The following is a 14,603-nucleotide window of genomic DNA, read 5'->3' as shown; positions in this document are numbered from 1 at the left end:
CGATGACGACGGACGCGAGAGGGACCGACCGGTCGATGACGGACGCCGGGGAGGCCGACCGGCCGACGGCGAAGGCGAGAGGGGGCGACAGGGTGACGACGGACGCGAGGGAGGCCGACAGGTTGACGGCGGACCCGGTGGACGACCTGGTCATCGGCGGGGAGAAGTTCTCCTCCCGCCTCATCATGGGCACCGGGGGCGCCCCGTCCCTGGAGATCCTCGACCAGGCGCTCGCCGCCTCCGGGACCGAGCTGACCACCGTCGCGATGCGGCGGCTCGACCCGTCCGCGCGGGGTTCGGTGCTCGACGTGCTGCGACGGCGCGGCATCAAGGTGCTGCCGAACACCGCGGGTTGCTTCACCGCCGGTGAGGCCGTGCTGACCGCCAGGCTCGCCAGGGAGGCGCTGGAGACCGACTGGGTCAAGCTGGAGGTCATCGCCGACGAGCGCACCCTGCTGCCCGACCCCATCGAGACCTTCGACGCGGCGGAGCGGCTGGTCGCCGACGGGTTCACGGTGCTGCCCTACATCGGCGACGATCCCGTACTGGCACGCAGACTGGAGCAGGCGGGCTGCGCGGCGGTGATGCCGCTGGGTGCGCCGATCGGCTCGGGACTCGGCATCCGCAACCCGCACAACATCGAGCTGATCGTGGAGTTCGCGAGCGTGCCGGTGATCCTGGACGCCGGGATCGGCACGGCCAGCGACGCGGCACTCGCCATGGAGCTCGGCTGCGACGCGGTCCTGCTGGCCACGGCGGTCACCCGGGCACAGCGTCCCGACCTGATGGCCCAGGCGATGCGCTCGGCCGTCTGCGCAGGCCGGTTCGCGCGTATGGCCGGGCGGATACCCCGGCGTCGCTACGCGGAAGCCTCCTCTCCCTCGATCGACAGGCCGCCGACGGTCCATCGATAGAAAACCACCACGTCTCGGCATCGGTTTGGGATTCGGGGATCCTGTCGGCGCCAAATCGCCCGTAAACTCGGCCACGTGGACACGACGCTTACGGACCCCCTGGTCGGGAAACTCCTCGACGGGCGTTACCGCGTCGAGTCCCGGATCGCCCGGGGCGGAATGGCGACCGTCTATCTGGCCCTGGACGTCCGGCTCGACCGCACGGTCGCCGTCAAGGTGATGCACCGCTCGCTCGCCGAGGACCCCGCCTTCGTGCGTCGCTTCATCGGCGAGGCCAAGTCGGTGGCCAGCCTGTCGCACCCCAACGTGGTGCACGTGTTCGACCAGGGCACCGACGGCGACAACGTCTACCTCTCGATGGAGTACGTGCCGGGCCGGACCCTGCGCGACGTGCTCCGTGCCCGGGGCAGGCTGCCCGCCCGCGAGGCGCTGGAGGTCATGATCCCGGTCCTCGCCGCGCTGGGCGCCGCCCACCAGTCCGGCCTGATCCACCGGGACGTCAAGCCGGAGAACGTGCTGCTCGCCGACGACGGCCGGGTCAAGGTCGTCGACTTCGGCCTGGCCCGCGCGATCGAGGCGAGCAACCAGACGCGCACCGGTGTCATGATCGGCACCATCGGCTACATGTCGCCCGAGCAGGTGACCGCGGGAGGCGCCGACGCCCGCAGCGACGTCTACGCGGCCGGCATCATGCTGTTCGAGCTTCTGACCGGCCGCCAGCCCTACGAGGGCGAGACCCCGATGTCGGTCGCCTACCGGCACGTGCACGACACGGTTCCCGTGCCCTCGGCACTGCTGCCCGGCTCTCCCCCGCTGCTCGACACCCTGGTGGCGAAGGCGACGGCCCGCGATCCCGCGAACCGCCCCGTGGACGCCACCGCGCTGCTCGTCGCCGCCGTCGAGGCCCACCGGATGCTGCCCAGGGAGAGCGGCCCGGTGCCGTCCCTGCCCGCCGGCCCGCCGCACGGCTCCGAGACGGCGGCGCCCACGCCCCCCGCCCCGGCCAACCACACGCTGATCCAGCCTCGCGTGGAGTTGCCCACCGGCCCGGCCGACGGCCACCACACGACCGCTCCCAAGGCACGCGGGAGGTCCGGCGCCCGCTGGTTCCTGATCGGGCTCGCCGCGGTCATGGTGATCGCGGTGGGGGTGACCGGCTGGCTGTTCTCGCAGAACACCTCCATCGTGGTGCCCTCCACCCTGGTGGGCAAGAACATCACGGCCGCCACCGGTGAGGCCAAGCAGCGCGGCTTCACCGTCGAGACCGGCAAGGCCGAGCACGACGAGAAGGCCCCGAAGGGGACCGTGCTGCGCACCGAGCCCGTGGCCGGCACCGAGGCCGAGCCGGGGAGCAAGCTGATCCTCATCGCCTCGGCCGGCCCCAAGCGGGTCGCGGTGCCCAATGTGGTGGGGATGACCGAAGCGCAGGCCAGGAGCAGGCTGGCCGAATCCTCACTCCTCGTCGACGACGTCAAGAAGCAGCAAAGCGAGACCGTGCCGCGCGGCCAGGTGATGCGGACCGTCCCCGCCGTGGGAAACCCGGTCAGGGAGAACAGCAAGGTCGACCTGATCGTGAGCGCGGGCCTGCTCATGCCGGACGTGAGGGGCATGCCCCGCGACCAGGCCGACGGGGTGCTGCGCGGGGCGGGGTTCGCTCCCGAATTCGTCGAGCAGACCGACTCGGCCCAGCCGTGCACCGTCATCGCCCAGGACCCGCAGCCCAAGGCCGAGATCGACAAGGGCGCCGTGGTCCGGCTCACCCTGTCGCAGTGCGCCAGCGAGTGGCGCTGGCCCTGGGAGCGCGACGGCGAGGTCCCGCCCGGGGACAACGGAGAGGGCGGCGGCAACGTCGTGGTGGTCCCGAACATCGTCTTCAAGGACTACCGGGCGGCGAGAGACGAGCTGCGCGCCGCGGGGGTCACGGTGAAGATGAAGCGCACCCTGGGCAAGGGCAGGGTGCTGGCCCAGATCCCGCCGGGCGGCCAGGCGGTCCCGCCCGGCACCCAGGTCACCATCTGGTACTGACCCCTGTACGGCCCTCGCGAAGGAGGCCGTACCGGCGTGGTGCGGGCCGGGGTCGCCGCCCGTCGCCGGGACCGCGTCAGCTCTCGGTCTCGGTGAGGAAGCCGTGCAGGCGGACCCTGGCCAGGCCGCCGTCCGGATAGATGTCCACCCTGGCGTACGTGGCCGCGGGCGCGTCGCGGATGCGGAAGCGGTGCCGGGTGTCGGGCAGCAGGCGGGTCCTGGGCAGCAGCGGGAACCAGGTGGTGCCGTCCGCGGTGCCCGTGACGGAGACCTCGGCGGGGGCGTTGAACACCAGGTTGGTGGTGTCGATCTCGGCGAGGCCGACGACACCGGAGCCCGCCAGGCGGATCACCAGCCAGTCGTTGCCGCCGTCGCGGCGGCGCGCGGTCTCCCAGCCCTCGGCCTGGTGACGGGCGAGACCCGGTGAGATGGCGTTGTTGGGCGAGGAGTAGAACTCGTTGGAGCAGGCGGTGACGAGCGCGCCGTTCTCCAGGGCGGCCAGGTCCAGGCCGAGTCCTTCGTACAGGGACAGGTCGGGCCTGACCTCGCCGTGCACTCGCAGGCGGGCGATGCCCCCGTCGGGAAACATGTTCAGCCGCACGTGCGTGTAGCGGCGCTCGCCGGACACCGCGAAGAGGTGCTCGGCGTCCCCCTTGAGACCGCTTCTGGGAACGATCTCCACCCAGTCGGCCGCCTCCAGTTCGGCGACCGTCGGGTAGCCCTCGACCTCGACGGCCTCGACGGAGGCGTACGGCGGGTAGTTGCCCTTGAACCAGGCGGTGTCGATCACCACGCCCCTCACCACGCCGGGCATGCCTAGCCTGACCAGGGCCCAGTCGTGGCCGGGCTCGCGTCGCCTGCGGGTCTCCCAGCCGTCGTAGACCTGGCCCTTGGCTCCGAAGGTGTGCGGCATGAAGCCGGGACGACCCGGCCTGATGAGGCTCTCCCTCTCGGCGAAGGACTCGTCGTTGGCCGCGACGACCGCGCCGCCGAGGGTACGCAGGGCGAGGTCGGGCAGCGCGGTGAATCCGGCCGCGTCGGTCGCGTCGGTCGCGTCGGTCGCGTTGGCCGGTTCGGTCACGTCGGTCGGTTCGGCCGCGTCGGTCGGTTCGGCCGCGTCGGTCGCGTCGGTCGCGTCGGTCGGTTCGGTCGGTTCGGTCAAGGAGAGGGCCTTTCTCACGGTGAACCGGCCGGGCCGCCGTGGCGGTCCCACCGCGGACCGGGATCGTCATGGCGCGTCGTCCTACAGGAGGGTGCCCTGGGGATCGTTCCCCACGACCCGGCCGCGCAGCCATGTCGTACGGACCTCGCCCACCAGCGTCCTGCCGTGGTAGGGGGTGACCGGATTTTTGTGGTGAAGGGTGGAGACGTCCACCGTGTGGACGGCGTCGGCGTCGAAGGCGACGAGGTCGGCGTCCGCGCCCACGGCGATGGCGCCCTTGCCGCGCAGCCCGGCCAGCGCGGCCGGGTGTTCCGCCATCCAGCGCACGACGTCGCCCAGGCCGTGCCCGCGCCGTGCCGCCTCGGTCCAGACGGCGGTGAGGCCGAGCTGCAGGGAGGAGATCCCACCCCAGGCGGCGGCGAAGTCGGGCACCTTCAGGTCGGGGGTGGACGGCGAGTGGTCGGAGACGACACAGTCGAGCACCCCGTCGGCGAGGCCGCGCCAGAGCTCGTCACGGTTGGCCGAGGAGCGGATCGGCGGGCAGCACTTGAACTGGGTGGCGCCCTCGGGCACCTCCTCGGCCATCAGCGTGAGGTAGTGCGGGCAGGTCTCCGCGGTGATCCTGACCCCCTCCCGCCTCGCCTTCGCCAGCGGTTCCAGGCACAGCGCGGACGACACGTGCAGGATGTGCGCCCGTACCCCGGTCTCCCCCGCCAACGCGGCGACCCGTTCGACGGCGCGGCACTCGGCCTCTCCTGGCCGGGAGCCGAGGAACTCCGGGTATCCCGGTCCTTCCGGGTCGGCGAGCAGCGCGGGGTCCTCGGCGTGGACGACCAACAGCCCGTCGAAGGAGGCGATCTCCACCATGGCGGCCCGCAACCCGTCCTCCTCCAGCGGCGGGAACTCGTCCACGCCGGACGGGGACAGGAAGCACTTGAACCCGCGCACGCCCGCCTCGTGCAGCGGCCGCAGGTCCCCGGCGTTTCCGGGGATCGCCCCGCCCCAGAAGGCGACGTCCACCGCGCACTGCCCGTCCGCGGCCTCGCGCTTCACGGTCAGGGCGTCCGCGTTCACGGTCGGCGGCAGCGAGTTGAGCGGCATGTCCACGATCGTGGTCACCCCGCCCGCGGCGGCCGCCCGGGTGGCGGAGGCGAACCCCTCCCAGTGGGTACGGCCCGGCTCGTTGACGTGCACGTGGGTGTCGACCAGGCCGGGCAGCAGCGCGACGTCGCCGAGGTCGACCTGCTCGACGGCGTCCGGCGCGGCGTCGTGCGAGTACACCCCGACGATCCTCCCGCCCCTCACGGCGACCACCGCCGGGCCCTCTCCCTCGGGCAGTACGACCCTGCGGGACCTGATGACCAGATCCGCCACGTCCTCAACCTCTGCGCTCATCCACTCTCCGTTCCTCACCGTCCATGAGCCGTCCATGAGCCGCCTGCCGGTCGGCCGCCTGTCAGAGGTGCCTTTCCGCGACCGTGCGCGCGAGCCGTTCCAGCAGCGGGCCCGCCTGGGACATGCACACGGCCGGGTCGGGCTCGATGTCGGTGAGCGCGTAGGCGGCGGTGATCCCCGCCGCGTTCAGCTCCTCGTCGCCCAGCGTGCGGCGCCCGCAGACCGCGACGACCGGGACGCCCGCCTTGGCGGCGGCGCTCGCGACCCCGGCGGGGGCCTTGCCGCGCAGTGTCTGCTCGTCGAGCGAGCCCTCGCCGGTGATGACGAGGCGCGCGCCCTCAAGCCGGTCGCGGAAGCCGAGCAGCTCCAGGAGGTAGTCGATGCCGGGCCGGAAGTCGGCCGCGAGGAAGGCGAGCGCGGCGAAGCCCACTCCCCCGGCGGCGCCCGCGCCCGGCCGCCCCGCCACCCCCATCGAGCGGACGACACCGTCGTGCTCGATGGCGCCGACCAGTCCGTGGGTGTGCGCGGCGACGGCGGCGAGCCTGGCGAGTGCCCGGTCGAGCAGCTTCACGTCCTCGGGGCTCGCGCCCTTCTGCGGTCCGTACACGGCGGCGGCGCCGTGTGGGCCGAGCAGCGGGTTGTCCACGTCACCGGCGACGACGAACTCGACCTCATCAATCGCGATAAGTCCCGAAATATCGATTTTTTCCAGGTCGCGGAGGGCCGCTCCCCCGAGGGGAAGTTCCCGTCCCCCGGAATCCAGGAAGCGGACGCCGAGCGCCCGCATCATGCCCGCGCCACCGTCGGTGCAGGCGCTGCCGCCGAGGCCGAGCACGACCCGCCTCGCCCCGCGCCGTACCGCGTGGGCGATCAGCTCGCCGGTGCCGTGACTGGTCGCGGTGAGCGGGGCGAGTTCCACCCCCTCGTGCGCGGGAGATCCCTCGGTGGCCGCGCGCCCCGAGGCGACCGGCAGCCGCCGCAGCCCTGACGCCTCGGCCAGCTCGACGACCGCCGTCGGCACGTCCACTCCCGCGAGCGCGCCCTCCCCCGAGGAGGCGTCGCACCAGGCGTAGGAGGCGAGGACCGATTCGCCGACGGGGCCGGTGACCTCGACCTCGACGCGGGTGAACCCGCAGGCCACGACCGCGTCCACGGTGCCGTCACCACCGTCGGCCACCGGTAACGCGACCGTGGCGACGCCCGGCCCGAGGCCCGCCGCGACCCGCGCGGCGACCTCGGCGCCGGTGAGCGAGCCCTTGAACTTGTCCGGGGCGATCACGACGTGTCCCGAAGACTCAGACAACCCTGCTCCCTGCTGACGGACGGGGGGCACGCGCCCCCGGCCGGCGTGACCGGCCGGGAGGCGGACGCCGGACCCCGATGAGACGGAGCACCATCATCACATTCGTCCCCGCGCGTCCTCGACGCCCGGCCCCGCGCCCCGTCTCATCCGCCGACCTCCTTCGCCGCCGTGAAGCCCTGCTCCTCGGCCAGCCGCATGAGACGGCGGTGCGCCTCGCCTCCCGCGCGGCCGAGCTCGTCCTGGGCGACGGTACGCAGTTCGTCGTCCTCGACGACGGTCTCGCCGCCGACCAGCAAGCGGGCCAGCGGAGGCTGCCGGGCGCCGAACACCAGGGCGCAGACCGGGTCGGCGACCGCGGAGGCGAAGGCGTCGGTGCGCCAGAGGGCGATGTCGGCGAGCTTGCCCGCCTCCAGGGAGCCGAGCTCCTCCTGGCGGCCCAGGTTTCTCGCCCCGCCGAGGGTCGCGATCTCCAGGGCCTGGCGCGCGGTGAGCGCGGTGGGCCCGTACCTCGCCCGCTGGAACAGCAGGGCCTGGCGCATCTCGCCGGAGAGGGAGGTGAGCTCGGCGGAGGCGCTGCCGTCCACGCCCAGGCCGACGTTCGCCCCCCGGTGGAGCATCTCGGAGACGCGGGCGATCCCGGCGCCGAGGCGGCCGTTGGAGCTGGGGCAGTGCGCCGAACCCGTACCGGTCTGGGCGAAGACGTCGATGTCGCCGTCGCTCAGGTGGACGGCGTGGGCGAACCACACGTCAGGGCCGAGCCAGCCGAGCTTCTCCATGTAGTCGACCGGGCGCTGCCCGACCTGCCGCAGGCAGTGCTCCTCCTCGTCGAGGGTCTCGGCGAGGTGGGTGTGCAGGCGCACGCCCTTGGACCTGGCCAGCGCGGCGGCCTCGGTCATCAGGTCGGCGCTGACGGAGAACGGCGAGCAGGGGGCGACCGCGACACGCAGCATGGAGGAGAAGGACGGGTCGTGGTAGGTGTCGACGGCCTCGGCCGTCGCCTCAAGGATCTCGTCCAGCCGCTCGACCACGACGTCCGGCGGCAGGCCGCCCTGCGACCTGCCCCGGTCCATCGAGCCCCGCGCGGGGTGGAAGCGGAGGCCGACCTGCCTCGCCGCCTCGATCTCCGCGGCGAACAGGTCCCCGCGCCCGGAGGGGAAGATGTAGTGGTGGTCGCTGGAGGTGGTGCAGCCCGACAGGGCCAGATAGCCCAGCCCCGCGCCCGCCGCGCCCCTGACGACCTCGGCGTCCATCGCGGCCCACACCTGGTAGAGCGCCGTCAGCCACTCGAACAGGGTGGCGTCCTGGGCGAGCCCCTGGGAGGCCCACTGGTAGAGGTGGTGGTGGGTGTTGACCAGGCCGGGGGTGGCGAGACAGCCGGTGCCGTCGATCCTGGCCGCCCCGGGGACGTCCGGCGCGGGGCCGGCGCCCAGGGCCACGATCCTGTCGCCCTCGACGTGGATGTGCCCCGAGGGAATCTCCTCGCCCACCACCGGGGCGATGTGGACGTTCTCGATCAGGGTGGCGCTCACGAGGCCTCCGCCTTCCGCGCCGCGGCCAGACGCACGGCGTCGAGGATCTTCTCGTAGCCGGTGCACCGGCACAGGTTGCCCGCCAGGGCCTCGCGGATCTCCGCGTCGGACGGCCGCGCGACCCGTTCGATCAGGTCATGGGCCTGTACGAGGAGGCCGGGGGTGCAGAAGCCGCACTGGACGGCGCCGCACTCGACGAAGGCCTCCTGGATCGGGTCGAGCCGGTCGCCGTCGGCGAGCCCCTCGACGGTGCGGACCTCACGCCCCTCGGCCTGCCCGGCCGCGACCAGGCACGCGCAGACGGGGATCCCGTCGAGGTAGACCGTGCAGGAGCCGCACTCGCCCTGTTCGCACGCGTTCTTGGAACCGGGCAGGCCGACGCGCTCGCGCAGGACGTACAGGAGGCTCTCGCCCTCCCAGACGTCGTCGGCGACCTCCGTGCGACCGTTGACGGTGAAGGTGACGCGCATCATCCGGCCCTCCTCTCGAAGTGTCCCGAGCGGAACTCGTTCCACGCCCAGGTGAGGGTGCGCCGCGCCATCACCGCGATGGCGTGGCGCCGGTAGTCGGCGGTGCCGCGCACGTCGTCGATCGGGGAGACGGATCCGGCCGCCAGTTCCCCGAAGCGTTCCAGCACCCCGGGGTCGAGCCTGGCCTCCCAGTCGAGCTCGGCGGCGAGGAACTCCTCGGCGGCGACGGCCCGGCGGGGGGTCGGGGCGGCCGAGCCGATGCCGGTGCCGACCCGGCGCTCGCCGGGGTGCAGCGCGATCGCGAACGAGCAGACCGCGATCACCATGGCGTTGCGGGTGCCGACCTTGGAGAAGTACTGGGGGCCGCTCGCGGGGCTCATCCAGAACGCCCGGATCAGCTCGTCGGCCTCCAGCGCGCTGCGCTTGACCCCGAGGTAGAACTCGTCGGCCGGAATCATCCGCGTCCCCCTGTCCGCGGACTCGACCTCCACGACCGCGCCGCCGGCCAGGAGCGGCGGGTGGCTGTCCCCCGCGGGCGAGGCGGCGCCGAGGTTGCCCCCCACGGTGCCGCGGTTGCGGATCTGCGGCGAGCCGACCGTGCGGGAGGCCTGCGCCAGGCCGGGGAGCCGGTCGCCCAGCTCGCCGATCAGGCGGGCGTACGTCACGCCCGCGCCGATCCTGAGCCTGCCGTCCGCCTCCTCGCTCCACGCCGTGAGCTCGGCGACGCGGTTCAGGTCGAGCAGCGCGGCGGGCCGCCGCACGTCGAAGTTGAGCTCGACCATCATGTCGGTGCCGCCCTGGATGGGCACGGCCTCCGGCAGGTCGGCCTTGGCGGCGAGTGCCTCCGCCCAGGTGGCGGGTCGCAGGAAGTCCATGGTCGTCACTCCCAGGCGAAGCGGGCGTCGGGGGCGTCGTCGCGGAGCACGTCGCCCTCGATCAGCCCGTAGGGACGGTCGGCCGCGTAGAACACCTCGTTGGGGTTGTCCAGCCCGAACGGGGTGAGGTCGACCAGGAAGTGATGTTTGTTGGGCATCGCCAGACGCACCTCGCAGACCTCCTCTCTGGCGTTCAGTACCCGCTCGCCCATCGCGTAAAGGGTCTGCTGCAGCGACAGGCTGTAGGTCTCGGCGAACGCCCCGAGCAGGTGGCGGCGCACCTCGTCGTACGACTCCCGGTACGCCGTCCGCTGCCCGGCCACCCCCGGCAGGTGCCGCCAGCGGGCCGAGACCGCGGTGGCGAGGACCCGGTCCTTGGTGGGGGCGAGGGTGGTGTACTCGTCCTGGACGAAGCCGGAGAACTCCGAGTCGGTCGAGTTGAGCACCGTCAGGTCCTTCAGCCCGGAGACCACGGTGGTGGTGCCGTCGCGGTCGTGGTGGACGACGCAGGTGCGCGTCTCCCTTCCCGAGCGGACGAAGGAGTGCCGCCCGCCCTTCCTCTCGGCCTCCTCCGACACCGGGATGCGGTCCCAGAAGTGCTCCTCGATCTCCACGCGGGCGTGGTGGACGGTGGGCTGCGCCTCCACGTAGTGACGGGCCAGCAGGATCGCGAAGTCCTCGATCTCCGCCACGCCGTACTTCCTGGCGAACACGTACACGGTGTTCTTCTGCGTGTCGGTCGGCAGGACCGCGGCGTTGTCGCCGGTGAGGTGGACCTCCTCCATCGTGCCCGACAGCGCCGAGCCGACGGTGACGTCCTTGATGTGGTGGACGCCGCCGTCCCTGACGACGCGGACCAGGCGGGTCTCCGCCTTGCCGTAGCGGTTGGGACCGAGAACGACGGCCATCTAGCTCCCTCGATACGTCGAGTAGGCGAACGGGCTGAGCAGCAGGGGAACGTGGTGGTGCTCACCGGGGTCCGCCACCGTGAAGTCGATCGAGACCCGGGGGTAGAAGGCGTCCACCGCGCGGGCGGCGAAGTAGCCGCCGGTGTCGAAGACCAGGCGGTGCTCTCCCGCCCCGCAGGTCCACCCCGCGATCCGCCCGTCGGCGTCGGTGACCCCCTCGGCGAGCACCTCGCCGTCCCTTTCCAGGCGTACGGCGACCCCCGCCGCGGGCCTGCCCAGGGCGGCGTCCAGCACGTGGGTGGACAGGCTCATGGGGCGGCTCCCAGAAGTTTCGCCAGTCGCAGGCGGGTGATCTTCGCGAGTTCGGTCCTGACGACGTCCCGCTCGGTGTCCTCGTCGTTGCCGAGCCGCTCGGTGAGACGGGCCAGCATCTCCTCCGCCGACAGACCGGTGGCGCAGATCAGGTAGACGTGGCCGAACCGCCGCTCGTAGGCGCGGTTGCCCTCCGCCAACCTGTCGAGGACGTCCTTCCCCGCCGTGTCCACCCCCGCCTGCTCCCCGCGCGACCAGGCCGCCTCCCTTTCCGAGTGTTCCGGACGTTCCTGGCGTTCCGGGTGCTCCGGGTGCTCCGGGTGTCCTTCCGGGCGATCGGCCGGCCCGGGACCCGGCACCGGCCCTCCCTCGCGGGACGGCTCCTCGGCGGGGGACCGCTCCGCCGCGCGAGGCGGCTCGCCGATCCGGGGGTGGGCGGCCAGCGCCTCGCGGACACCGGACCAGTCCAGCCCTCGTACGACGGCCTCCGCCGTCTCGGCCAGCCGGTCGAGGTCACGGTAGGGGCGTGACGCGGCCACCTCCCTGGCGAAGGTCCGGCAGGCGCAGCAGGCGAGCAGACCGGCCTCGGCCTCCTCGGCGCCCAGCGCGTTGAACGCGGCCAGCCCCGAAACCGGCGGCGCGGAGTTCACGTTAGGCATGGCAGCAGTACACACACCACCGGTGTGTGTGGTCCAGCGCCACGAAGCGCAAACTGAGCCATGATTTGCCCCGGATTTTCGTAACATGCTCCAAACTCGTTGATCTCCACCCTCCGCCCGTCTCCGTGGCGGGCGAGGTCACACGATAAGAAACGCCGATCGCCGGGAGCGGGGCGGCCCCCTGGACGGTGCCTAAGATGTTTGCACTATGACTTCACTCTCCCTCATCGGCGGGCACGTCTCCGTCACCGGTGGCCTCGCCAAGGGCGGGTTGCGCTACGCCGCGGACATCGGCGCCGAGATGATCCAGGTGTTCGTCAGCAACCCCCGCGGCTGGGCGCTCGCCGCAGGCGACCCCGTCCAGGACGCCAAGCTGCGCGAATCGGGCATGCTCTCCTTCGTGCACGCCTCCTACCTGGTCAACATGGGATCTCCCAGTCCCGAGACGCTGGAGAAGTCGGTGGCCGCCGTGCGGCACAACCTGCTGCGTGCCCACGCGATCGGCGCGAAGGGAGTGGTGATCCACACGGGGTCGGCGGTGAGCCAGTCCCGCGAGGCCGCCCTGCGGCAGTTGCACGAGCATCTTCTGCCGCTCCTGGAGGAGATCCCCGAGGACGGCCCCGACCTGTTGCTGGAGTCGATGGCCGGGCAGGGCGGGGTCCTCTGCGCGACCGTCCAGGACCTGGAGCCCTACCTGGAGGCCCTCGGCTGGCACCCGAAGGCGGGCATCTGCTTCGACACCTGTCACGTCTTCTCCGCCGGGCACGACCTGTCGACGTCCGAGGGCCTCAACGAGACCCTGGACGCCCTGCACGCCATCGCCCCCGGGCGGCTCAAACTGGTCCACGCCAACGACTCCAAGGACCCGTGCGCCTCCAGGAGGGACCGGCACGAGAACATCGGCGCCGGCCACATCGGCGCCGCGTCCTTCGCCGAGATGATGCGCCACCCCGTGGTGGCGGGCGTCCCGTTCTGCATCGAGACGCCGGGCGGCGCGGAGAAGCACCGCGAGGACATCGACCTGCTCAAGAAGCTCCGCGACACCTGACGCGACGACCGGCCGCCTTCCGGTGTTCGTCCCGGTCTCACCCGCCTGTTCGGCTCGGCGTTCGCCCGGACGATCGTCTCGGTGTTCCTTCCGGCCTCCGTCCGGGCGTTCGCCGTCCGACGGAGCCCGCGTCACCGGGCTCGTGGGGTCGGACGGGACGCCCGTCCTCGTGATCCGACCGCCCCCGTGTGGCCGGATCACGGTCCGGCCCGTCGGCTACGCGCGGGCGTCCCGTCATATCGGAGATCGGCGGCCCCTCCCCTTTTGGCCGAGGACCCGGCGGCCGAGTGACCGGATGTCGCCGGCTCTCGACGGTCACCCGATGTCCGCACGTCAGGTCTTACCCGAGCCTCGCGGCTCTCTGTCCCCCCCTGACGCGGCGGGTCCCGCTCTCCGATGAGGGAACACTAGAGGCGCGTCCAGACGAGCGAGCGGCGCTTTCCCTCCAGCGCGATTAACGGTTCGTAGTTGTCGATGTGCGGAGAGCGTCGGCACGACGAGCGGCCGTCGGCGGACGACGAACGGTCGATCGGGGGCTCGTGGAGCCTGTGTGGACACCGGTACGGAGAGATGTCGGCAGGGCGCACGAAACGCCCGCGACCGGGAGTCCGGCGACGGCGGGTGGGCGCCCCAGGCGGAGGCGTCTACGCGTGGCACTGGCCTCCCCGGCCCGCCACCGAGGCGGGTGCGGGTCACCCTGGACCCGATCGCTCTGAACGGACACATGTCGCCCTGGACCAACCGCCGGGACGGGTGCGGGTCACCCCGAGCCGGTTGTCGGGGGCGGCGATCGGGGACACGGACGAAGGTCCACCGGCCGAAGGTGGGCATGCCGGTGTCCACACGGGCGTGAATCGCCACAGGAGGCCGCGACGGCGCCGACCCCAGGGGGAAACTCCCGCGGCGGTCTACGGCCGCGAGAGGAGTGAGTAGCCGCCGGGAAAACCCGCACGGGGTCCGGCAGGACGCCGTGAAAGCCACAAAAGACGGAGAACGGGCGGGGCACGCCCCCGGCCCCGCGTCTTCGAGCGGTGAGTCCTGATCGTCGGCGCCAGGTTCGCGTCGGCGAAGCCGACGAAACCGGTGCGGAACTCCCCGCCGGAGCCGGGCCGGCGCGACGGAACTCTCGTGAGAAAGGGGCGGCCGGATCCGCTGGACGGGCCCCTCGATCCGCGAGGGAGACGCGGGTGGCTAGCGCAGGGCGGCGGAGGGCAGGGGCCTGGTCCGGGTCACGCCGGGAACGGCCGGACGGTCGCGGAACTGGCGGACGAGCCGCTCGCGGACCTGGCGGGTGTGGCGGCGGCTGACCGGGAGCGTCTCGGTGCCGACCCTGAGCATCACCCGGCCGCCGTCGAAGCGCAGCTCGCTCACGTGCCGCACCGAGACGAGCGTGCTGCGGTGCACCCTGATGAACCCCGATCCCGCCCACCGCCGCTCCAGCGCGGCGAGCGGCATGCGGACCAGGTAGCTGCCCTCGTCGGTGTGCAGCCGGACGTAGTCCCCCTGCGCCTCGGCGAACCAGACCGCCTGCTGGGGCACGAACCTCGTCCGTCCGGCGAGCTCGACCGGGATGACGTCCTCGGGCACGAGGGCGGGCGCCGCGGGAACCATGGACTCCAGACGCCGCACCGCCTCGGCCAGCCGGTCGGCCCTGACCGGTTTGAGCAGGTAGTCCACCGCCTCCAGCTCGAAGGCCTGCACCGCGCAATCCTCGTGGGCGGTGACGAAGACCAGCCGGGGCGGGTTGGGGAAGCCCGCGATGAGCCTGCCCAGGTCGAGGCCGTCGAGGCCGGGCATCCGGATGTCGAGGAAGACCCCGTCCAGCCGCTCGCCCGTACCGATCATCTGGACCATGTCCTGGAGCGCGGTGACGCCGCCCAGGGCTGTGGAGACGTGCTCGATCCGGGGGTCCTGGCGGAGGAGATGGGCGATCTCCTCAAGAGCGGGGACCTCGTCGTCAACGGCAAGGACTCGCAACATGGCCCTACGCTGCCCTTCCAATC

At 72.4% G+C, this 14,603-nt stretch carries 13 protein-coding genes; 3 read left to right on the top strand and 10 right to left on the bottom strand.

All coding sequences use genetic code 11. The annotated features are described in order from the left end of the window. Positions 1-2: 2 nt before the first annotated feature. Together ABT352_RS28495 and pknB are read left to right on the top strand one after the other, a co-directional pair. A complete protein-coding gene (locus ABT352_RS28495; RefSeq protein WP_350948021.1) occupies positions 3-914 on the top strand; it encodes a thiazole synthase in 912 nt (303 codons plus the stop codon). A 75-nt stretch (positions 915-989) separates the two neighbouring features. Beyond that, positions 990-2,939 carry a Stk1 family PASTA domain-containing Ser/Thr kinase gene (pknB, locus tag ABT352_RS28490; protein WP_350948020.1) on the top strand — a complete coding sequence of 650 codons (1,950 nt, stop codon included), beginning with the start codon at positions 990-992 and terminating at the stop codon, positions 2,937-2,939. Between the two features lie 76 nt (positions 2,940-3,015). Here the strand turns inward: pknB and alc are convergent, their stop codons facing one another. The 9 genes from alc to ABT352_RS28445 all read right to left on the bottom strand — a co-directional run bounded on the left by alc (position 3,016) and on the right by ABT352_RS28445 (position 11,552). Further along, positions 3,016-4,101, bottom strand: coding sequence for an allantoicase (alc, locus tag ABT352_RS28485; RefSeq protein ID WP_350948019.1), 1,086 nt, complete (start codon positions 4,099-4,101; stop codon positions 3,016-3,018). 81 nt (positions 4,102-4,182) lie between these two features. After that, positions 4,183-5,496 (bottom strand): allantoinase AllB, encoded by a 1,314-nt coding sequence (gene allB / locus ABT352_RS28480; protein ID WP_350948018.1) that lies wholly within the window; start codon positions 5,494-5,496, stop codon positions 4,183-4,185. 61 nt (positions 5,497-5,557) lie between these two features. Then, positions 5,558-6,799 (bottom strand): glycerate kinase, encoded by a 1,242-nt coding sequence (locus ABT352_RS28475; protein ID WP_350948017.1) that lies wholly within the window; start codon positions 6,797-6,799, stop codon positions 5,558-5,560. Positions 6,800-6,942: 143 nt separating this feature from the next. Next, positions 6,943-8,328 (bottom strand): 8-oxoguanine deaminase, encoded by a 1,386-nt coding sequence (locus ABT352_RS28470; protein WP_350948016.1) that lies wholly within the window; start codon positions 8,326-8,328, stop codon positions 6,943-6,945. Then, positions 8,325-8,798 carry a (2Fe-2S)-binding protein gene (locus ABT352_RS28465; protein WP_350948143.1) on the bottom strand — a complete coding sequence of 158 codons (474 nt, stop codon included), beginning with the start codon at positions 8,796-8,798 and terminating at the stop codon, positions 8,325-8,327. Before ABT352_RS28465 ends, ABT352_RS28470 begins: the two co-directional genes overlap by 4 nt. Further along, positions 8,798-9,673: an FAD binding domain-containing protein gene (locus tag ABT352_RS28460; protein ID WP_350948015.1), complete on the bottom strand. Its 876-nt coding sequence runs from the start codon at positions 9,671-9,673 to the stop codon at positions 8,798-8,800. Before ABT352_RS28460 ends, ABT352_RS28465 begins: the two co-directional genes overlap by 1 nt. Positions 9,674-9,678: 5 nt before the next feature. Continuing rightward, positions 9,679-10,581, bottom strand: a complete 903-nt coding sequence (pucL, locus tag ABT352_RS28455) for a factor-independent urate hydroxylase (protein ID WP_350948014.1) — start codon at positions 10,579-10,581, stop codon at positions 9,679-9,681. Beyond that, positions 10,582-10,893 carry a hydroxyisourate hydrolase gene (gene uraH / locus ABT352_RS28450; protein WP_350948013.1) on the bottom strand — a complete coding sequence of 104 codons (312 nt, stop codon included), beginning with the start codon at positions 10,891-10,893 and terminating at the stop codon, positions 10,582-10,584. Beyond that, positions 10,890-11,552 (bottom strand): 2-oxo-4-hydroxy-4-carboxy-5-ureidoimidazoline decarboxylase, encoded by a 663-nt coding sequence (locus tag ABT352_RS28445; protein WP_350948012.1) that lies wholly within the window; start codon positions 11,550-11,552, stop codon positions 10,890-10,892. Before ABT352_RS28445 ends, uraH begins: the two co-directional genes overlap by 4 nt. 208 nt (positions 11,553-11,760) lie before the next feature. On the opposite strand from ABT352_RS28445, the gene ABT352_RS28440 reads away from it, so the two are divergent. Then, positions 11,761-12,600: a deoxyribonuclease IV gene (locus tag ABT352_RS28440; RefSeq protein ID WP_350948011.1), complete on the top strand. Its 840-nt coding sequence runs from the start codon at positions 11,761-11,763 to the stop codon at positions 12,598-12,600. A gap of 1,191 nt (positions 12,601-13,791) precedes the next feature. On the opposite strand, the gene ABT352_RS28435 is transcribed toward ABT352_RS28440, so the two are convergent. Beyond that, positions 13,792-14,580, bottom strand: coding sequence for a LytR/AlgR family response regulator transcription factor (locus ABT352_RS28435; RefSeq protein ID WP_350948010.1), 789 nt, complete (start codon positions 14,578-14,580; stop codon positions 13,792-13,794). Positions 14,581-14,603: the final 23 nt, after the last annotated feature.

Origin of the sequence: Streptosporangium sp. NPDC000563, assembly GCF_040299985.1 — a bacterium.
Taxonomy (GTDB): domain Bacteria; phylum Actinomycetota; class Actinomycetes; order Streptosporangiales; family Streptosporangiaceae; genus Streptosporangium.
The sequence above is the reverse complement of the archived record's forward strand: the minus strand, read 5'-3'. Positions and strand labels throughout refer to the sequence as shown.

Coding starts and splice junctions, on each gene's coding strand:
- ABT352_RS28460 (WP_350948015.1), bottom strand. CDS start 9,673: ATGGACTTCCTGCGACCCGCCACCTGGGCGGAGGCACTCGCCGCCAAG.
- allB (WP_350948018.1), bottom strand. CDS start 5,496: ATGAGCGCAGAGGTTGAGGACGTGGCGGATCTGGTCATCAGGTCCCGC.
- ABT352_RS28465 (WP_350948143.1), bottom strand. CDS start 8,798: ATGCGCGTCACCTTCACCGTCAACGGTCGCACGGAGGTCGCCGACGAC.
- pucL (WP_350948014.1), bottom strand. CDS start 10,581: ATGGCCGTCGTTCTCGGTCCCAACCGCTACGGCAAGGCGGAGACCCGC.
- ABT352_RS28495 (WP_350948021.1), top strand. CDS start 3: ATGACGACGGACGCGAGAGGGACCGACCGGTCGATGACGGACGCCGGG.
- ABT352_RS28440 (WP_350948011.1), top strand. CDS start 11,761: ATGACTTCACTCTCCCTCATCGGCGGGCACGTCTCCGTCACCGGTGGC.
- uraH (WP_350948013.1), bottom strand. CDS start 10,893: ATGAGCCTGTCCACCCACGTGCTGGACGCCGCCCTGGGCAGGCCCGCG.
- ABT352_RS28445 (WP_350948012.1), bottom strand. CDS start 11,552: ATGCCTAACGTGAACTCCGCGCCGCCGGTTTCGGGGCTGGCCGCGTTC.
- ABT352_RS28435 (WP_350948010.1), bottom strand. CDS start 14,580: ATGTTGCGAGTCCTTGCCGTTGACGACGAGGTCCCCGCTCTTGAGGAG.